The following is a 19,780-nucleotide window of genomic DNA, read 5'->3' as shown; positions in this document are numbered from 1 at the left end:
TGCCGCCATGCGTTTTTGTAAAAGCCCTGCGGCGCGGTGGCTGCCATGAGTTTTTCTCATGCCGGCGTGCGTAACCGGAAATTGTCAAAGCCGGGACGTCAGCGCACACTGGCCCCGCCTGCACTCCTGCATCCCTGCACCGACAAGACCAAGGAACCGTCATGAATTTCGACCTGAGCGAGGAACACCGCGCCTTCGCCGACGCCGTGCGCCGCTTCGCCCAAGACAAGCTCGCCCCTGGCGCACTGGAACGCGCCCATTCGCGGCAGTATCCGTGGGACGTGGCCGCCATGCTTGCCGAACAGGGCCTGCTGGGTATCGCCTTCGACGAGGCCGACGGCGGCCAGGGCGGCACCCTGATGCACGCGGTGCTGGCGATCCAGGAAGTCGCGCTGGCCTGCCCGAAGAGCGCGGACATCGTCCAGGCCGGCAACTTCGGCCCGATCCGCACCTTTGTCGAATATGCCAGCGCCGACCAGAAGGCGCGCTTCCTGCCCGGCCTGCTGGCGGGCACCCGGCTGATCGCGCTGGGCATGAGCGAGCCGGACGCCGGGTCCGCGGTCACGGAGCTGAAAACCAGCGCGACCGAAGACGGCGACGGCTACCTGATCAATGGCAGCAAGGTGTTCTCCACGCACAGCCCGGAAGCCGACCTGTTCCTGGTCTATGTGCGCTTCGGCCCCGGCGTCAACGGCATCGGCTCGGTGCTGGTCGAACGCGGCACGCCGGGATTCTCGGTTGGAGCGCCATCGTCCTTCATGAGCGGCGAGCAGTGGAGCCAGCTCTATTTCGAACATTGCCGGATCCCGCGCGCGAACGTGCTGCTCGGCGAGGGCGGCTTCAAGCGGCAGATTTCGGGCTTCAACGTGGAGCGGCTGGGCAACGCGTCGCGGTCGCTGGCGCTGGGCCGCTATGCGTTCAATGCGGCGCGCGAGCATGCGCTGGGCCGCAAGCAGTTCGGCCGCGCGCTCTGCGAATTCCAGGGCATTCAGTGGAAGTTCGCCGAGATGGCGGTCAAGCTCGACGCGGCCCAGCTGCTGCTCTACCGCGCCGCGCTGGAAGGCGAGCACGGCCTGCCGTCGGCCCAGAGCACCGCGATGGCCAAGCTGGCGTGCAACCAGGCCGGCTGGGACGTCGCCAATGAAGCGCTGCAGGTTATGGGCGCCATGGGCTACAGCCAGGAGATGCTGATCGAATATTGCGTGCGGCGCACCCGCGGCTGGATGATCGCCGGCGGCTCGATTGAAGTCTTGAAAAACCGGATTGCCGAGGGCGTATTCGGCCGCACGTTTTCGCAGCGGGCCGCCAGCGCGACCTGATGCCGCAGCAGAAGCATGACCATCACAAAAATCAGAAGACGGAGACGCCAGACATGACCTTATCGACCACCATCCGCAAGCTCGCCATTCCCGTCGTCGGCATCGCGCTGACGCTGTTTGCGCAGCAGTCGCCGGCGCAGGACCAGGACTGGCCCAAGCGGCCCGTCAACATCATCGTCGGCTTTTCCCCGGGCGGCACCACCGACATCATTGCCCGCATGCTGGGCGTGGAGCTGAGCAAGGCCTGGGGCCAGTCCGTCATCGTGGAAAACCGGCCCGGCGCCGGCGGCAATATCGCCGGCGCGCTCGTTGCCAAGGCCGCGCCCGACGGCTACACGCTGTTCATGGGCTCGACCGGGCCGCTGTCCGTGAACACGAGCCTGTACAAGCGCATGCCGTTCGACCACCTGAAGGACTTCACGCCGATCTCGCTCGTGGCCGATGTGCCCAATATGCTGGTCGTCAATCCCAAGTTCATGCCGGCCGCGACATTCAAGGACTTCATGGGCCTGCTGAAGGCCAATCCCGGCAAGTATTTCTATGCGTCGACCGGCAGCGGCACCGCGTCTCACCTGGCCACCGAACTGCTCAAGCATGAAGCCAAGGTCGAGGCCACCCATGTGCCGTACAAGGGCGCGGTGGCGTTGAACGACCTGCTGGCCGGGGATTCGGTGCACTTCATGTTCGCCACCATTCCGTCCGTGGTCCAGCATGTGCGCAGCGGCAAGCTCAAGGCGCTGGCAGTGACCAGCAAGAAGCGCTCGACCGGCTTGCCCGAGATCCCGACGGTGGCCGAATCGGGTTACCCGAACTTCGATGCGAGTTCCTGGTTCGGGCTGGTCGGCCCGGCCGCGATGCCCAAGGCTGTCTCGGAAAAGATTTCCGCCGACATTGCCCGCGTGATGGCCACGCCGGACATGCGCGCGAAGTTCATCGAACAGGGCGCCGAACCGGTGGCTTCCACGCCGGCCCAGTTCGGCGACTACATGCGCAGCGAGACCGCCAAGTGGGAAAAGGTCGTCAAGCTGTCCGGCGCGAGCGCGGAATAAACGGGGAACCCATGACCATCGTCGAACAATTCGCCGGGTTCGCCGTCGGCTACCGGGCCGCGCCGATGAGCGCGGAAGTCACGCACCATGCCCAGCGGGCCGTGATCGACTGGTATGCGGCGGCGCTCCCGGGCGCCGTGCTGCCGCCGGCGACCTCGCTGCAGCAGGCGCTGGCCGACGAGGTCGGCCATGGCCGGGCGCGCCTGGTGTCTGGCACGCCGGCGACGATCCGTGCGGCGGCGCTGATCAACGGCACGGCGGCGCATATCGTGGAAGTCGACGATATTTTCCGCGAGGCGATCTATCACCCCGGCGCGCCCACCATTGCCGCGGCCCTCGCGCTGGCCCAGGCCAGGAAGGTTTCGGGTGCGGACTTCCTGCGGGCGGTGGTGGTCGGCTACGAAGTGTCGACCCGCATTGGCGCCGCGATGGGGCGCGCCCATTACCGCTACTGGCACAATACCGGCACCATTGGCTGCTTCGGCGCCGCTGCTGCTGCCGCCGAGATCCTGCAGCTCGATGCGGACCGGTTCGCGCATGCGCTGGCCACCGTGGCGACCTTTGCCGCCGGCCTGCAGCAGGCGTTCCGGATGGATTCGATGTCCAAGCCGCTGCATGCCGGCCGTGCCGCCGAAGCCGGCGTGACCGCGGCGCTGGCCGCAGCCGAAGGCGTGACGGGCTCGCTCGATATCCTGGAAGGCGACAGCGGCCTCGGCCGCGCGATGAGCGACGGCCCGGACTGGCGTCAGGCGGTCGCCACGCTGGGCCGGGACTTCCATATCACCCGCATCACCTTCAAGAACCATGCGTGCTGCGGGCACACCTTCGCGCCCATCGACGGCGCGCTGGCGCTGCAGGCGCAGCATGGCGTGCGTCCAGACGACATCGAGCGCATCGACATTCTCACTTACCGTGCCGCGCTGGAGGTGGCTGGCTACGAGCATCCGGCCACGCCGGCGGAAGCGCGCTTTTCCGTGAAGTATGCGGTGGCCAGCGCGCTGTGCCACGGCAGCGTGCGGCTGGCGGCATTCGAGCCGGCGCGGCTGGCCGATCCGGCGACACGGGCGCTGATGACCCGCATCGTGCTCGGCGTCGATCCGGAGCTGGACGGCGCCTTCCCCGGGCGGCGCGCGGCCCGCATCCGCATGCAGCTGCGCGACGGCCGCGTGCTGACGCTGCTGCAGCCGACCCGCAAGGGCGACCCGGAGCAGCCGCTCACCGATGACGAACTTGCGCAGAAATTCGACGAACTTGCCGTGCCCGTGCTGGGCCAGGCCGCCGCCGACGCGCTGCTCGGCCGGCTCCGGCAAATCGACAGGCTGGACACGCTGTGAACGATCGGGCCGGTGTACCCATGGCTGTCAGCGGTTCCCGGGGGTCCATGCAGGACGAAGACAGGGAACGGAGCGGCACGCCGACAGACCCGCGTTGCCCACCCGAGGCCGGCGCGCTGGTGCACGGCATGACCGACACCTCGCTGGGTCCGCTGCATTACGTGCGGGCCGGCAGCGGCGCGCCGCTGGTGCTGCTGCACGGCGGCTTCGGCAGCTGGCGGCACTGGGAAGCCAACATTGCCGCGCTGGCCGAACGGCATACGGTGCTGGCGCTCGACCTGCCCGGCTTTGGCGGGTCATGCGACGCGCCGCCCGACAGCAGCATCGAGCAGCTGGCGCGGCCGGTTGCACAGGCCATTGCCTCCCTGTGCGCCGGCCTGCCGCCCGGACTGCGCAACGTTCCGCCCGGGATTGCCGCGTTTTCGTTCGGTACCGCGGTCGCCGCCACGATCGCGCGGCTGGACCCGACGTCGGTGCGCGCGCTGCTGCTGGTCAATCCGCCGGGACTGGGGCCCGTGTCGGCGGAAGTCAAGGCGATCCAAGCGCGCGCCGCCGACGCCGCGCGGGCGAGCGGCTTGCGCGCCGGGCTGGAGATCACGCTGCGCGAACTGATGGTGCATAATCCGGCGCTCGCCACGCCGGCCGCGCTCGACCTGCTGGAAGACTGCGTGCGCCAGGCCCGGTTCGTCTCGCGGCCGCTGTCACGCGCGGTCCAGCTGCGGCCGGTGCTGGCGGCGCTGCCCATGCCGGTGCAGGTGGCGCTCGGCGAGAACGACCCGCACCAGCGGCATGAACTCGTCGAACGTCACGCGTGGCTGACGAAGGCGCTAGGGCCCGACCGCGTGAGCGTGGTCGGCGCATGCGGCCACTGGCTGCAGTATGAGCAGGCCGCGCGCTTCAATGCGCTGGCCGCCGAATTCTTTAGCGAGCCGCTTCCATGAAGATTGCCATCCTCGACGATTACCAGGATGCCGTCCGGTTCCTGCACTGCTTCGGCAAGTTGGCAGGCCACGAAGTCACGGTCTGGCATGACCATGTCGAGGACGTCGACCTGCTGGCCGAGCGCCTTGCCGAGACCGAAGTGCTGGTCCTGATCCGGGAACGCACGCCGGTCGGCGCAGACCTGCTGGCGCGGCTGCCGCGGCTCAAGCTCATCAGCCAGCACGGCGTGACGCCGCATATCGACCTCGCTGCCTGCAGCCGGCACGGCGTGCTGGTGTCGGCCGGGCAGTACGGGCGGCCCTCGTACGCCACGGCGGAGTTCACCTGGGGCCTGATCCTCGGCGCGTTTCGCCATATCCCGCAGGAAGTCGCGCAGCTCAAGGCCGGGCGCTGGCAGACGACGATGGGCGACGTGCTGCATGGACGCACGCTCGGCATCTTCGGTTACGGCCGGATCGGCGCGCTCCTTGCCGGCTACGGCCGGGCCTTCGGCATGCGGGTTCTTGTATGGGGCCGCGCCACGACGCTGGACAAGGCCCGCGCCGACGGTTACGACACGGCCGGCAGCCAGCGCGCGCTGTTCGAGGCGGCCGATGTGCTGACGCTGCACGTGCGGCTGAATGCGCAGACCCGCGGCATCGTATCGGCGAACGACCTGGCGCGCATGAAGCCGGACGCGCTGCTCGTCAACACGAGCCGGGCGGAGCTGATCGAACCGGGGGCGCTGGTCGCGGCGCTGCGGGAAGGTCGGCCCGGGCGCGCAGCGGTCGATGTCTACGAGCAGGAGCCGCTGCCGCCGGACGACCCGCTGCTCGCGCTGGACAACGCGCTGTGCACGCCGCACCTCGGCTACGTCGAGCGCGATGCGTATGAATTCGGCTTCGGCAAGGTGTTCGACCAGATCCTTGCCTATGCGGCCGGGCGGCCGGAGCATATCGTGAACGCGGGATAGCTGCGCGCGGGGCATGACAGGCGCCGGTTGCACGCGGCCGCGTCAGGCAGGCGACAGGACTTTCGCGGGGACATGCCATCCGTGCGGCGTAGCGCCGGCGCTGCCATGCCGGGCCGGCAGCGCCGCTTACTCGCCCTTGATGCCGGCGTCCCGTATCAGGCTGGCCCACTTCCCCTGCTCGGCCCGGATAAAGCTGGCCGCCTCCGACGGCGTGGCGCGCATCGGCACGCTGCCCTCGGCTTCCAGCGTGGCCAGCAGCGTCGGCTGCGTCAGCGCCCTGGCCACTTCGCCGTTGAGCCGCTGGATGACGTCCGCGGGTGTGCCCGCCGGCGCCACGACCGCCTTCCAGTCCATCGCCACGAAATCCGGGTAGCCCGATTCGGCCACGGTCGGCACGTCCGGCAGGATGGCCAGCCGCTTGCGCGAGGTGACCGCCAGCGCGCGCAGCTTGCCGCCCTTGATCATGCCGATGACGGCTTGGGGCGTGGCGAACATCGTGTCGGTCTGTCCGCCGATCAGGTCCGTGATTGCCGGCGACGCGCCCTTGTACGGGATATTGAGCACCTGGATGCCGGCGCGGCGGTTCAGCAGTTCGCCGGCCAGGTGGCCCACGGTGCCGGTGCCGGCGAGCGCCTGCTTCATCTCGCCGGGCTTGGATTTGGCAGCCTTGATCGCGTCGGCCAGCGTTTTCCACGGCGCATCCGCGCGCACCACCATGACGGTCGGCAGTTCGGCCACCAGCGCCACCGGGACCAGCTCGCGCGCCGCATCGAACGGCATTCTCGGCGTCAGGGCCGGATTGATCGCCAGGTTGGATGTCTGGCCCATGCCGATGGTGTAGCCGTCGGGCTTGGCCTTGGCCACCGCGTCCATGCCGATGTTGCCGTTTGCGCCTGGCTTGTTGTCGACCAACATGACCCACTTCGTGCCTGCCGTGATCGTTTCCGCGACATGACGGGTCACCGTGTCGGTGCCGCCGCCCGGCGTATAGGGGACGATGAAGCGGACCGGCTGGCTCGGCCAGGCGCCGTTCTGGGCAAGGCTGGCGCCGCCCGCGAGCATCAGGCCGGCAGCGACGGCGCCGAGGGTCAGGCTGCGCCCGAGTGTAGGCATCGTGTTTTCTCCTGTCAGTTAACGGACAATCTGTTGGCGCTGCAGCTCGGCGATGGCGGCGTCGCCATAGCCGAGTTCGCGCAGGAGCGCTGCGCTGTGCTCGCCCAGTCCGGGCGGGTTCAGGCGCACGCCGGGCCGCCTGCCGCCCAGCGTCAGCGGCAGCAGCGGCGTCTGGGTCGTGCGGCCGTCGGGCAAGGTGATCGGGGCCAGCCCGCCCGTGGCCTTGAGATGCGGATCGTCCAGCAGGTCGTGCGGGCGGGTGATTGGCGCAAACGGCAGGCCATGCCGCTCGAACACGGCCGACAGTTCGGCCGCGCCGTAGCGGGCCATTTCCGTGCGCAGCGCCGGCATCATCCAGTCGCGCGCCGCCACCCGGAGGTTGTTGGTGGCCAGCCGGGGGTCGGCTTTCAGTTCGGCCAGCCCGAAGGCGTCGCAGAACAGCGCCCACTGCGTGTCGGTGACGACTGCCAGGAAAATCTGTTCGCCGTCCTTGACGCTGAAGACATCGTAGACCGCCCAGGCCGAAATGCGGCTGGGCATCGGGGCGGCCGGCTTGCCGGTGACGGCGTACTGCATCATGTGCTGGGCCACCAGGAAGACATTGTTTTCATACAGCGCGCTCTGCACCTCCTGGCCGCGCCCGGTCTGCGCGCGCTGCGCCAGCGCCGCCATCGCGCCCAGCGCGCCGAAGACGCCGCCCATGATGTCGTTGACGCTGGTGCCGGCGCGCAGCGGGTCGCCGGGCCGCCCGGTCATGTACGCGAGCCCGCCCATCATCTGCACGACCTCGTCGAGCGCGGTGCGGTGGTCGTAGGGGCCGGGCAGGAACCCCTTGTGGCTGACGTAGATCAGGCGCTCGTTGCGCGCCGACAGGCTGGCATAGTCCAGCCCGAGTTTCGTCATGGTGCTCGGCTTGAAGTTTTCACTGACGATGTCGGCCGTGTCGATCAGCTCAAGCGCCAGCGCCAGTCCCTCGGGCCTATGCAGGTCGATTGCGATACTTCTCTTGTTCCGGTTGAACATCGGGAAAAACCCGGCGCCGGAGCCCAGCAGCGCGCGGGTGTTGTCGCCCGTGATCGGCTCGATCTTGATGACGTCGGCGCCAAGGTCGGCCAGCACCATGCCGCAGGTCGGTCCCATGACCATGTGGGTGAATTCGACCACCCGGATGCCGGCGTACGGGAGCGGGCTAGTCGACATGGACGGCATCCTGGACAAACCCCTTCGGCAATCCGGCTTCGGGCAGCATGCCGTACAGCGCTTCGCCGGGCAGACCCGCCTTCAACGGCTCGCGGGCGGCAAGCAGTTTCGCCAAATCGATGCCGGTACACACGCCCATCGCCTCGAACATGAACACCAGGTCTTCGGTCACCACGTTGCCGGATGCGCCCGGCGCGTAGGGGCATCCGCCCAGGCCGCCGAGCGAGGCGTCGAACGTGCGCACGCCGGCCTCGTACGCCGCCAGGCAATTGGCCAGCCCGAGGCCGCGGGTATTGTGCAGGTGCGCGGCGCCCGCCTTGTCGCCGATCTCGGCCCGCAGGCGGCGGAACAGGCGGCCGACCTGGGCCGGGTTCGCGTACCCGGTGGTGTCGGACAAGCCGGACTCGTCGACGCCCGCGGCGACGCAGAGGGCTGCGGTGCGGATGACATCGTCTTCCGGCACCGCGCCCTGGATCGTGCAGCCGAACGCCGTCGACACGCCGGCCTCGATCTTCACGCCGGGGGCAAGGGCATTGCGCAGCGCGACGATGTCCCGCACCGTGGCCACCATCTCGTCCCGCGACTTGCGCACATTGGCCAGCGAATGGGCTTCGCTTGCCGACACCGGGATCGTCAGCTTGTGCACGCCGGACGCCAGCGCCGCCTGCGCCCCGCGCAGGTTCGGCACCAGCGCCATGACGGTCAGGCCAGGCAGGGTCAGCGCATGGCGGACCAGCTCGGCGGTGTCCGCCAGCTGCGGCAGCGACGATGCGGGCACGAAGGAGCCGACTTCGATCTCGCGGATGCCGGACGCATGCAGCGCGTTGATCCAGCGGATCTTGTCGGCGGTGGACATGATGGTCTTGACCGACTGCAAGCCATCGCGGGGACCGACTTCGCTGATCAGCACCGCGGGTACGGCCACGGAAGGGAGATGCACAATCGACTCCTTGTTCAGGCCCGGCGCGCAGCAGCCGGACGGTTCAGCGTCATCTCATCCAACAAACGCGTCCAGGCTGAGCGTTCCGTAGGATAGAATGCCGTTCCAATAATGCATTTAGTGTGCGGTCGAGCAGGCCGCCTGTCAAGCGCATCGCAGTCCAGGAGGCAGTGCCCATGCCCAAGAAAGCCCAGTTTCACTCCGTTGCCGATGCGAACGCGGCGCCCAGCGGCGCAGCGTCGGTCGACAAGGCCCTGTCGCTGCTGTCGGCGTTCCGCGCAGGCGATGCGTCCCTCACGCTGGCCGAACTGGCCGAGCGCAGCCAGCTGTACAAGAGCACCGTCCTGCGCTCGCTGGCCTCGCTGGCGCACGCCGGCTATGTCCAGCGGCTTCCCGACGGCCGTTACGCGCTGGGCAGCGAAATTGCCCGCCTGTCCGCGGTGTATGCCGCGTCCTTCTCGCTCGACCGCATCGTGCTGCCGGTGCTGCAGGCGCTGGTGCAGCACACTGGCGAGAGTGCGGCTTACCATGTCCGGCAAGGCGGCGCCCGCCTTTGCCTGTACCGTGTCGACTCCCCGCACCCGATCCGCGACCATGTCCGGGCAGGCGAAGTATTGCCGCTCTACCGCGGCTCCGGCGGACGGGTGCTGGTCGCGTTCGACGATACGCTGCTGACGGATGTGCCGGCCGTCGACCGGGCGCTGTACCAGCAGATTGCCGCGCAGGGTTATTACGCGGCGACGGGAGATCGGCTGGCCGAGGTGGCTGGCATTTCGGCCCCCGTGTTCGGGCGGGACAAGCGCATTGCAGGCGCGCTCACGCTGACGATGCCGGTGCACCGGTATAAGGAAGAGTATGTCGCGCAGGTGATCGATGCAGCGGCGGACCTGTCGACCCGCTTGGGCGGACTGTAGGTCGGACAGGCGCAAATGCCTGGATCGGCCGCGTTCGGGCTTACGATCTGCGCCGGCATGGCGCTGGCCATGCCGGCCAGGAATCGTCGATAGCCAGTTGGGACAATCCGCGGTTCCTGGCGGATCTTTATTTCACCGTTAAAAAGCATATTCAGGCAACGCATTTCCCCGCAATTGCCGGGCGCTCACGCGTGTTTTTGCCCTCCGGATTTTGTATCTCAATCGGCGCCATTTGATAAAACACAAGGAAAAAAGAAAATGCGGCGCAGCAAATATTGCCGATCCGACCAAGGGCCCTGTCGCCGAATATAAACCTTTGGTAACGTGTTTTTTATGTACCGAACATTAAATGGCCGGCAGGCCTGATGTCACCGATGAGTTTTACGGTTCAGGCCCGGCACGTTTATCCCGCTCACGCAGCAGAAACCTTCGCAAAGACAGGAGCAGTGGCCATGGAGACGGTGGAGAACGCAATAGAGAATGCAGCGCTCAGGAACACGCTCGAATATGCGGAAGCCCGCGCGTTGCTGATGGAAAGGGACCGGTTACGCGCCGAGATTGCGCTGATCGATATCCAGATCGGGAACATCAGGAATTCGGCGCCGCTTGCATTTCAACTGGCAAAAGCCGATATGCAACTCGCTACGGAAAGTATGCTCTGCGCAGGTTCGCAAGAATACGATTCGGCGATCAGGGGACAAAATATCCAGCCCGATTTTCATTCACGCAATCTGCATAACATCCTGTCGCTGGGCCGGCATGCGCTGCAAGCAACGGACATGGATGCGGAGCGGATCAATATCCGCCTCCAGCGGTTTTTATCGGGCATCGACCAGGCAGTGCCGTGGAGCGAAATTGAAGCCCTGATTACGCCCGTTTATGAACGATGGTCATTGTCCACTCCCCGGGTCTGCCTCCTGTCCATGATACGGCTGTATTTTCTTCACCAATGGTGCAGCTTATCCGATGAGGAAATCATCGATAAGATCTATCACTGCCCTGTCATCCGCGGTTTCATAGGCATACACCCGAGATACACGGTGCTGCCCGACCAGGCGGCGCTAATTCAGTTCAGGGGCCTGCTGGAACACACCGGCCTGGCGCAAAAATTATCGATGCTGATCGTCGACGCGGTAGCGCCCCGGAATCAGGATCGTTGCGATGTCACCTGAACGTCCTCACCGCATCGGGGCGGGCAGGACCGGAAAGAGCCGGAAAACTGGGAACCGCCTTGGCCCCTGGGGTAGAAAGCGCAGGTTTCCGGCGCTGGGCGAAACTGGCACCCCAGCGCCGTTCCGTTTGCTTAACTGGAATGCCGACTCGTTAAAGCCTGCTACTTGCGGACCGCATGTTTCACCGCGAGCAGCGCCGCCTCGACCCGGCTTCGTACCTGTAATTTCTGGAAAATATTGGTCACGTAGTGCTTGATCGTCTTTTCGGACAGTTGCAGGCGCTCGCCAATCGCCCGATTGGTCAGGCCCGCGCCGATCAGGGCAAGGATTTCATGTTCGCGTACGGTCAGTTCCTGTAACGGGTCCAGCGCCGGGCGACGCCCGAGGGAAACCAGGATCTCGGCGGCCAGCGAGGGCGGCACGTAGACCTCGCCGGCGGCGACTGCGCGCACCACCTGCACCAGCTCCTGCCCCGCAACGCCCTTGAGCACGTACGCACGGGCGCCGGCCTTGAAGGACCCCATCAGCATGTCCTTTTCCTCCGAGACCGTCAGGATCACGATCCCGGTCGCGGGGCACACCATGGACACCTTCTGCATCGTCTCCAGGCCGTTCCAGCCTGGCATGCTCATGTCGAGCAGCATGATGTCCGGCATCAGTTCAGTCGCCAGCCTCAACGCCTCCTCGCCGGATGCGGCCTCACCGACCACCGCGATGTCGGGCGCGGTATTGAGCGACTGGACGACTCCCTGGCGGAACAGCGGATGGTCGTCGACGACAAGAACGCGAACGGATTCAGGCATAGTTCATTCCGGGTACGGTTAAAGGAAGTGTGACGTGGATAACGGTTCCGCTATCCGAACTGCTTATCTGGAAAGTCCCTCCCAAAATCTCGACGCGGCCCCGCATTCCCTTCAGGCCGAGATGCTTGGCATCCCTGTCGTCCTGCGGGAAAAATCCCTTCCCGGCGTCGTTCACCCGCAAGTGGATCCTGCCGTCGGCCTGCACCATGGACACGGACTGGCCGATGCCGCCGGCATGACGAAACCCGTTGGCCAGCGATTCCTGCAGCACCCGATAGAGCGTGATCTTGACCGGCAGGATGCTTTCCGGTTCCAGTTCCGGCTCCGATCCCGATTCCGGCCCGTCCATGCCGGGCGAAACGGCCACTTTCACCATCGCTCCGCTCTTGCCTTCATAGTCGCGCACCGCCCTTTCGACGACATCCGGAAGCGGCAGGTTCGTGATGTCCGGCAGGCACAGTCCTGCCGAGATAGTCCGCAGTTCGGCCATTGCCGACCTGAGCGACTGGCTCAGGGTATGGAAGTCCCCGGCGCCGAAGTTATGCGCCTGTTCCCTGCCTGGACATGCCATGCAGCGCGCGATGATCGTGTCTATCTGCATCAGGGCAAAGCCGAGATCCTGGCCGGGACCGTCGTGCAAATCCGAGGAAATACGCCGCAGGAAATTTTCATTGAGCGAGGTTGCACGGGCGGCCGCACGCCGCACCCTGTCGTTCAACATCTGGTTCTGCTCATTCAGTTCCATCAGCGTCCCGATCTGACGTTCCAGTTCGCTTCGCTGCCGCGTGATCGTGTCGCTGCCCTGGCGTACCAGTCCCAGCAGCAGCAGGTAGATGGCCAGGAACGTTGCGGCGACGATGACCCAGCTCTGCAACTGGGCCATGCTGGCCTCGCGCGACAGCTCTTCCGTGGTCTGGTAAAACTCGGCGACGGCGATGATGCGCTCGTCGCCAGGCGTGCGGATCGGCACGTACGTCTCGATCAGCCGGTCCCAGCGTGCCTGTTCCGTCGCATGCTCCTTGTGGGATAACTGGCTGATCTCCGAATGGATATTGCCCGCATAGGCTTCCGCCAGGCCATCCTCTATTGGAAAAGACTTTCCGATGAGGGAAGCATTTGGACTGTAGAGAATTTTCCCTTCGCGATTCCACACCTTGAACGCGACAATTTTTTTCCCTAAGGGCGTTCCTTTGAGGATCGATTGAAGCGCTGCCCGGTCCTGTTCGGTCAGATCGCCGCCGCGGGCCGCGGATTGCAGATAATTACCGATGAAGCTCTCGACATAGAGCGCGGTCACGCCGCCGAGGCGATAAGCAACGCTATTTTCAATTTTCTTTGAAACCCAGGTCCCGATCAGCAGGGTGGATATCAAAAAGATTGGAAAGCTTGCGAGCAAGAACTGGCACCACAAGCTTTGCTGCGAGAACGGCTTGATCTTCATTCTTGCGTTTTATCGAGTAAAGATACGTTGAAAATCCGTTGCCGCACCCCGTGCGCTGGAAAATGCAGTCCATTTATTCTATCTATAATTGCACAATTGGCAACTGTTATGCGCCTTTAATCCATGAATTATTCTCGCTGTCGATCAGTTCAATGTCCTTTTGCGCGAGCAACACTACTTTCCGGGATAGGCGCTGGATACCCCTGAGATCGACATCGATGGCCTGGAGCTGCAGCTTGTAGCTTCTCTTGAGTTTCATGAGAAAAATGGCCTCCTGGTATTCGGCGCCTGCCCGCGAATTCCGGCCAGGTTTCGTATTGGTCTTCATCTGTTTCCTTTCGCCTGAACGCGGTGCAATGCTTGATCGCAGCCAGCCGCTGGCATGCAGGCGACAGGGATTGATCGAATTGGATTCTCTGCCTGGAATGAATGGATGCCGTAACGCCGGCACCTCGCATTCATGCGAATACCTGTCCAGAATCCCCGCCCTTTTCCCGTGAGCGACAATACGCGCGCCTTCTTCCACTCGACAACCTGTAAATAAACGCGAGGATCCTGCTCGAAAACGGTGGCATCGCTGCCGATTACTGTTGCCCCATGGTTTAACGCGAGATCTCCGGTACCACCCCTATAACCGGACGTGTTTCGATCCGTTCATTGCAAACGGCATTTTTATTTGTAGGCACATACCGGCCTGCCAGGCATCTGCTGGCAGGCCGGCTGTATCGTTTCAGCGCGGTCCTGGCGACTGGATACGAGGTTTATCGGGAAGCCATCAGTCACGGAAACTTGATCCGTTCCATGACGCTCGGCACGCTGTATGCCTTGCCGCGAATCCCGATCTTGACGTTGACTGGAACCGCCCGGCCAGTGTTGCCGCCGTAGGTATAGTTGTCGACGCGGAAGCGGTAGGAACCTGAACCCGGTGTGGCGGCGTCTTCGGTGCATGTGGCATTCGTCGCTGCCGTTTCGGGAACCTTGTCGAGGTTTCCGAGGTCGGACTGGTTCGTCGCGACATTGTTCGGCATGAACCATCGGGTCACGGGCGCTGTACTGCCGGCCGGAATGGCGGTGCTGTCCACCACGATCCGGATTGCCTGCGTGCGGTTCGGCGCGGCCCCCGAGACGTCGAGCGTCTTCGAATCGCCGATCACGCATCCTCCCCTGATCTCCATCCGCGAGGCCGTCGTGCTGCGAAACTCCAGCGTCGCGCGTTGCACCGTCGGTGCGGGCAGCTCTTGCACGGGATCTGTCGGCTTCGGCTTCCTGGGATCTCCGCCGGTCGTTTCAATCGCAAACGCATAGAATTTTCCGTCCGCGAGGTAACCCTCGGCAGCTGACAAGTCATCCTTGGGCACGGTCCCCAATACCACGGGATAGCCAAACTGGTTCACCGGGGGCGACGCAACGATCCGCCTCATCGGATCGGGCGTGCCCGTGTTGGGGTCGCGATTCGGGTCGCCGGCAGGAAGGGCCAGCGCGGGATCCTGGAGATGGGTCGTGTCGTCGGTCAGCACGATAATGGGCACCCCCATGATCGAGAACTGCTCCGTCGGCCCGCTGGTGACGGGGCCAACCAGGACGTTTTCCGCCGGCTCCCCAAAGAACGTGTCGGCGATAAACGTGGCGCCGCTGCTGTTGCCTTCGATGATGCAGGTGCCGCCTTTCAACGCGACATCGCTTCCGTTGCCGAAACCGGGGAAAGCGGTTGTGCTGAAAAACGCCGCCTTGGCGACATTGGCGCTTGACGGGGTCGAGTACACGGTTTTGGCGGGATCGACGCTCTTTAGCGCAACGCGTGAGCCATTGCATTCAACAGCTGCGACATTCTCGCCTGACGCGCCGGGTGCGCCGCTGGCATCGTAGAAATTGGTCAGTTTTCCCTCGATCGAAAACTCGACTGCATAAGCAGATACGCTGCTCGCGGCAAGCGCAGTGGCGAAAAATAGTTGCTTACGTGTGATCTGGCACATGATTACCTCGCTGACCTTTAATAAGTAATGGTTGCATCTGGACCGCGGACCGCTAGCCATTCGATTCCCGCTCGGATTCGCAGGCTTCCCTGCGCGCGCTCTGGCGCATGGCCTTGCGTGCTGCGCCGTCGCCGGCCTCGGTGCGGGCGCGCCTGATACACTTTCTGCCCGCAAGCTTCACGGTCGCCGACTGGCCCGACTGGACGATCGGGTCGGTGCGCTCCACCGCCGTGGTGCGCGACGCCAGCATGGTGGCGCCGGACGCTCCGCCTGCGGCAACGCCGTCACCCTCGCCGCCGCCGCCGCATGCCGCCAGCGCGCCAAGGACAAGGCAGGCGACGCCTGCTCTCAAACATCTCGACCCGGCGCGACTATCCATTACCTCTTTAAGATGATTCATCATCACTCCTGTATGGCGTTAATTGATGCCGACATCCCCGGATTTTTCCCAGCCTATTTATGAAGGGAATGCGCATCTGCACAGCAGGCAGCCGGCGCAAGCCGGCGGCCCGGCCATGCGGTCAATCTTCTCCCTTGATTCTCGTGGCAACGTACTCCGCGCCCGACCAGACGGCTTCCACTTTCAGTTTCCTGCCGGGCTTGATTGCATCGGATGCGATATCGTCGAAACGGGTATTGGCGTCCCACATCACGGTAAATCCGTTCATCTGAAAACTGCCCCGGCCAACCGCCGCCACGACGCCTTCGAACTTGCTTTCCTCGCCGCCTGCCCGGCCGTTACTCGCGTCGTCCCGATCGACCCGGGAGGCGACCAGCACTCCGTTGCGCATGACGCCGCGCACCTCGACCCGCACGTTGTTGGCAAGCGTGCCTGTGATGACGGCGCCGGCGGCGTCGACGCTCATGCCGTTCACCTTGAAGCTGGATGGCGTAATGAAGTCGGTGACGTAACCCGCTTCCTCGACGCGGTAACCCTCCAGACTCACAGCGGCGCGCTGCCCGCCGTTGATTTCGCTGGCCGCGATGACGCCGGGGCTGGATCGAACGCCTTCCACCCGCACCGTCATTCCCTCCGCCAGGCCGGCGCCGACATTCTCGATCCTGGCATTTGAATAGGTCACGATGGACCCGGACAGGACAAAGGTTTTCTGCGCCGTGTTGAGTTGTGAAAGCGCGCCGGTCAGCGCAAGGTCTTCCGGTGCGCCGGCGGCAGCGGCGGACTTCCGCTCGATGCGGGTAGCGACCGCGCCGGTCGGTCCGTTGGCTAGGCCGCTGACTTCGACCACTTCTCCGACCTTGAACGAGGCGTCTCCCAACCCGGCCCAGCCTTCGAATACGGTGTTGGACGGTACGGCGATGGTGATGCCCATGACGCTGATGGTCCGGGCAACGAGGTCGATCGCATCCACCCTGCCTTCGGCGAAGCTGTTGGCCCGGACAAAGCGGGCAACCGGTGACTGCGTGGCGTCATGGCGTTCGGCTTCCACTTCGACGACCATGCCGAGCTTCAGGTCGTCGAGCAAGCGTTCACGGCCATTGATGCGTACCGCGGCGGTCCGGTCGTCATAGTGAACACCGTTGACGACCAGGCCGCCTAACGCACTGACAGGTCCACGGGCGACGACCAGCGTGCTTGCCGCGGTTGTGCCGCTGGAAGGCACCGCGCTGTCGGCCGACCTGGGCGCTTCGGCTTCGTTCGTGCGCGACGCCGTCGTGGTTTGAAGCGGGGTCCCATCGCCGCCTCCCCCGCCGCATGCGGTGAGCAGGACAGCCGCACACACCGCGGCTGCCATCGTGAGTCTGGCCGGGTGGTTACCGGAAAGGTTGTTTGTCGTCGATTTCATGTGCCCTCCTTTGAACTTGTTAAGGCGAACGACGCGCCAGCCTGCAATGCCGCCCGTCATCCGCACGCCTGGCCCATTACGCAAGCCAGCATTGATGCTTCGTCCCTGTTCTTATTTCTGCCTCCTTGCACCCCGAGCCATAATTTTTGGCAAACGGCTTCCCCGACTTCGAACTGTGCGAAAGAAAAGTCATTAATGGAGCCGGCTTTTTCCTGTTAATTGCAGATTGTTTTCGGCTCGCAGGAAAACGTTGAATTAAGAATCGTGAATCTAAGATCAGGTTTTTCTAATTGGCCAAATTTGACATTTATCAAATCTGAGGCGAAACCGATAAAAATAGTTTCTTTTGCTCAAATGGTCGGATTGGCGTTCAGACCTTTGTCGCTAAAAAAATAAAAGTTTGCCGGATAAGTCTTTTCCGTGTTTTAAAAAAGCGACGCATGTGCCTATCGTCGAGCTTGATTAAAGCCTTTTTCTCCCCGCAATGTCCCGTATCGACCATCCAGGATTTTCAAACGGGAACGTCAAATGACCGTCGACAACAGTATTCGTTGAGACCATGCAAGAAGCGAAGAACTGGCCTATCTGCAGCCTTCTTTCCAAGCAATCGCAGGCGTACGAATCTTTCGTGAACCTACTGTTGAAGGATAGAACCGTTTGGAAATTACGCGTTCTATGCCGGATTTCTGATTGTTGCCGCGGCTGGTCGCAAAGGAATCAGCGCCCGGATTTGACTAGCACGAATGCAGAAAAATAACAACGGACTTAAGTCTGGCACCTGGTCGCACACCCATTTTTCGCTGAAAGTTTCGACCCACGAAATTTGATAAAAATCAAAAAACACGGAACAGAACAACACAAGATATATTCCGGAATGCGAATAAACGAAAAGCGCATTGAAAAACGAATTCGGCGTTTTTCCGCCCTAATGCGCCAGAAAAGAGTTTGCTTCCATGATCCCTATTTTTTGTCAGGAGATGATTTAATGGACTTTCCAAAACCACGGGAAACCGAGGATGCTGAAATCGATCCTGCGATAAGCACGGCTCCAGGCGAATTGAAATCGATAAGTCTCAAAGGCGACTTTTCGCGACGCGCCCTGCTGAAACTGGGCACCGGCGTAGCAGCAGGTTATGCGCTGCTCGGCCATAAAGCCGCAACCGCAAAAGACGCGAATGCAGAATTCGACGAAGCGGGAATGGCGCCGCGGCCGGCGTTGACCCCATTTGCAATGCCCTTGCCTATTCCTGCGATTAAACAGTGGAAGGATCCGGCAGATTTGTGGCCGCGACCCGCCGAGATGCCGGTGGAAGGCGAGTGCGGCCGCGACCGGCATCAGTTCTGGGTCGGGGAGCGGGAATCGCCCAAGAAAGCCTGCGAGCTTTACGTCAGGGAGGCCGATCATTCATTCCACCCGCAGCTGCCGACCCAGAAAATCTGGGGTTACGATGGAACGGTTCCCGGTCCGACCTTCGTGGCGCGTTACGGCACGCCGGTGCTTGTGCGCATCCATAACCACCTGCCGTCCTCGGCGACGCACATCGGCTATGGCTCCCCGGAGATCTCGACCCACCTGCATAATCTGCATGCGCCGTCGGAAAGCGACGGCTTTCCCGGCGACTGGTACAGCAAGGATAAATTTGGCCCTTCCCTGACCCGGCCCGGCAGCTTCAAGGATCATCATTATCCGAACTGCTATGCCGAGCATGACAAATATCCGGAAACTGACGGCGAGCCGCGCGAAGCCCTGGGCACGCTCTGGTATCACGACCACCGCATGGATTTCACCGCGCCCAATGTCTACAAGGGCCTGGCGGGTTTCTACCTGCTGTTTGATGAGGTCGACTCCGGGAATGAATACGATACCAATCCCAAGGCGCTGCGCCTGCCCAGCGGCGTGGGCAAGTACGATATCCCGCTGGTGTTCCAGGACAAGAAATTCGATTCCGGCGGCTACCTGCAGTTCGATCAGTTCAATACCGATGGCATCCTGGGCAACAAGGTTTGCGTGAACGGGAAGATACAGCCTTATTTCAAGGTCGAGCGCCGCAAGTATCGATTCCGCCTGCTTAACGGGAGTTCGTCGCGCTTCTACGAATTCTTCCTCACGGGCCCCGGCGGCGACCAGTCGTTCAGCTATATCGCCAATGACGGCAACCTGCTTGCCAAGCCGCTGACCATGAAGAAGGTGCGTCTTTCGCCTGCCGAACGCGGCGACATCGTCGTCGATTTCTCGAAATTCCCGATCGGGAGCAAGCTCTACCTGGTCAACCGGCTGCTGCAAACCGATGGCCGCGGTCCGAAGGAGTCGCTGAGCAGCGGCGGCCCCCAGCTGCTGCGCTTCGATGTCGACAGCAACCCGCCGACCGAGGACGTCAGCCAGGTTCCACCCTTGCTGCGTGAACAGCCGCCATTCGACCCGAAAGACGCGGTCAGGACGCGGGTGTGGGAATTCGATCGCAATAACAGTACCTGGTCGGTTAACGGGCAACTATTCGACGTGACCAAGCCGGCAGCCATCATCAAGCGCGGCACCGCCGAAATCTGGGTATTGAAGGGCAAGGGCGGCTGGTGGCACCCGATCCATATCCATGCGACCGAAGGCCGCATCCTGTCCCGCAATGGCAGGCAGCCGCCCGAGCACGAACGCGGCCGCAAGGATGTGTATCCGCTCGGCGAAGGCGAGGAAATACGTATCTATTTGCGCTTCACCGACTTCGTCGGCAAATACATCATGCATTGCCATAACACCGTCCATGAGGACCACGCAATGATGGTGCGCTGGGATGTCGTGCCTTGAGCCGCAGCGGATGCCCTTTACCC

General features: G+C 63.4%; 17 protein-coding genes. 8 read left to right on the top strand and 9 right to left on the bottom strand.

Annotated features, from left to right (window positions below; translation table 11 throughout):
- The first annotated feature begins 161 nt into the window (after window positions 1–161).
- From QOL82_RS16145 to QOL82_RS16125, 5 genes are read left to right on the top strand one after another with little or no spacing between them, the layout of a single operon-like run.
- Window positions 162–1,319, top strand: a complete 1,158-nt coding sequence (locus tag QOL82_RS16145) for an acyl-CoA dehydrogenase family protein (RefSeq protein WP_283443319.1) — start codon at window positions 162–164, stop codon at window positions 1,317–1,319.
- 53 nt (window positions 1,320–1,372) lie between these two features.
- Entirely contained in the window at window positions 1,373–2,368 is a 996-nt protein-coding gene (locus tag QOL82_RS16140) for a Bug family tripartite tricarboxylate transporter substrate binding protein (protein ID WP_283443318.1), read from the top strand.
- A gap of 11 nt (window positions 2,369–2,379) precedes the next feature.
- Complete coding sequence (locus QOL82_RS16135; RefSeq protein ID WP_283443317.1) at window positions 2,380–3,702, top strand: MmgE/PrpD family protein; 1,323 nt, start codon at window positions 2,380–2,382, stop codon at window positions 3,700–3,702.
- A 47-nt stretch (window positions 3,703–3,749) separates the two neighbouring features.
- Window positions 3,750–4,643: an alpha/beta fold hydrolase gene (locus QOL82_RS16130; protein ID WP_283443316.1), complete on the top strand. Its 894-nt coding sequence runs from the start codon at window positions 3,750–3,752 to the stop codon at window positions 4,641–4,643.
- Complete coding sequence (locus QOL82_RS16125) at window positions 4,640–5,596, top strand: D-2-hydroxyacid dehydrogenase family protein (protein WP_283443315.1); 957 nt, start codon at window positions 4,640–4,642, stop codon at window positions 5,594–5,596. Before QOL82_RS16130 ends, QOL82_RS16125 begins: the two co-directional genes overlap by 4 nt.
- Before the next feature lie 126 nt (window positions 5,597–5,722).
- Here QOL82_RS16125 and QOL82_RS16120 read toward each other — a convergent pair whose 3' ends face one another.
- Genes QOL82_RS16120 through QOL82_RS16110 form a run of 3 tightly spaced genes read right to left on the bottom strand, consistent with a single transcriptional unit; the run spans window position 5,723 to window position 8,834 of the window.
- Window positions 5,723–6,709: a Bug family tripartite tricarboxylate transporter substrate binding protein gene (locus QOL82_RS16120; RefSeq protein WP_283443314.1), complete on the bottom strand. Its 987-nt coding sequence runs from the start codon at window positions 6,707–6,709 to the stop codon at window positions 5,723–5,725.
- A gap of 18 nt (window positions 6,710–6,727) precedes the next feature.
- The gene (locus tag QOL82_RS16115) at window positions 6,728–7,918 is read right to left on the bottom strand and encodes a CaiB/BaiF CoA transferase family protein (RefSeq protein ID WP_283443313.1); all 1,191 of its coding nucleotides are present in this window, start codon (window positions 7,916–7,918) and stop codon (window positions 6,728–6,730) included.
- The gene (locus QOL82_RS16110) at window positions 7,899–8,834 is read right to left on the bottom strand and encodes a hydroxymethylglutaryl-CoA lyase (RefSeq protein ID WP_283443346.1); all 936 of its coding nucleotides are present in this window, start codon (window positions 8,832–8,834) and stop codon (window positions 7,899–7,901) included. Before QOL82_RS16110 ends, QOL82_RS16115 begins: the two co-directional genes overlap by 20 nt.
- Before the next feature lie 191 nt (window positions 8,835–9,025).
- On the opposite strand from QOL82_RS16110, the gene QOL82_RS16105 reads away from it, so the two are divergent.
- The gene (locus tag QOL82_RS16105) at window positions 9,026–9,763 is read left to right on the top strand and encodes an IclR family transcriptional regulator (RefSeq protein WP_283443312.1); all 738 of its coding nucleotides are present in this window, start codon (window positions 9,026–9,028) and stop codon (window positions 9,761–9,763) included.
- A 452-nt stretch (window positions 9,764–10,215) separates the two neighbouring features.
- Entirely contained in the window at window positions 10,216–10,935 is a 720-nt protein-coding gene (locus tag QOL82_RS16100) for a transposase (RefSeq protein ID WP_283443311.1), read from the top strand.
- A gap of 161 nt (window positions 10,936–11,096) precedes the next feature.
- Here the strand turns inward: QOL82_RS16100 and QOL82_RS16095 are convergent, their stop codons facing one another.
- The 6 genes from QOL82_RS16095 to QOL82_RS16070 form a co-directional block, all read right to left on the bottom strand.
- Complete coding sequence (locus QOL82_RS16095; protein WP_283443310.1) at window positions 11,097–11,738, bottom strand: response regulator; 642 nt, start codon at window positions 11,736–11,738, stop codon at window positions 11,097–11,099.
- A complete protein-coding gene (locus tag QOL82_RS16090) occupies window positions 11,731–13,179 on the bottom strand; it encodes a sensor histidine kinase (protein ID WP_283443309.1) in 1,449 nt (482 codons plus the stop codon). Before QOL82_RS16090 ends, QOL82_RS16095 begins: the two co-directional genes overlap by 8 nt.
- A gap of 106 nt (window positions 13,180–13,285) precedes the next feature.
- Window positions 13,286–13,507, bottom strand: a complete 222-nt coding sequence (locus QOL82_RS16085; RefSeq protein WP_283443308.1) for a hypothetical protein — start codon at window positions 13,505–13,507, stop codon at window positions 13,286–13,288.
- A gap of 451 nt (window positions 13,508–13,958) precedes the next feature.
- Window positions 13,959–15,152, bottom strand: coding sequence for a hypothetical protein (locus tag QOL82_RS16080; protein WP_283443307.1), 1,194 nt, complete (start codon window positions 15,150–15,152; stop codon window positions 13,959–13,961).
- A gap of 52 nt (window positions 15,153–15,204) precedes the next feature.
- A complete protein-coding gene (locus QOL82_RS16075; RefSeq protein WP_283443306.1) occupies window positions 15,205–15,504 on the bottom strand; it encodes a hypothetical protein in 300 nt (99 codons plus the stop codon).
- A 169-nt stretch (window positions 15,505–15,673) separates the two neighbouring features.
- Complete coding sequence (locus QOL82_RS16070) at window positions 15,674–16,957, bottom strand: DUF5666 domain-containing protein (RefSeq protein WP_283443305.1); 1,284 nt, start codon at window positions 16,955–16,957, stop codon at window positions 15,674–15,676.
- 823 nt (window positions 16,958–17,780) lie between these two features.
- On the opposite strand from QOL82_RS16070, the gene QOL82_RS16065 reads away from it, so the two are divergent.
- Window positions 17,781–19,757 (top strand): multicopper oxidase family protein, encoded by a 1,977-nt coding sequence (locus QOL82_RS16065; RefSeq protein ID WP_283443304.1) that lies wholly within the window; start codon window positions 17,781–17,783, stop codon window positions 19,755–19,757.
- The last annotated feature ends 23 nt before the right edge of the window (window positions 19,758–19,780 follow it).

The sequence above is a fragment of the Noviherbaspirillum suwonense genome, from assembly GCF_900182955.1.
Classification (GTDB): Bacteria; Pseudomonadota; Gammaproteobacteria; order Burkholderiales; family Burkholderiaceae_D; genus Noviherbaspirillum_A; species Noviherbaspirillum_A suwonense.
This window is presented reverse-complemented; position numbering and strand designations above follow the sequence as displayed.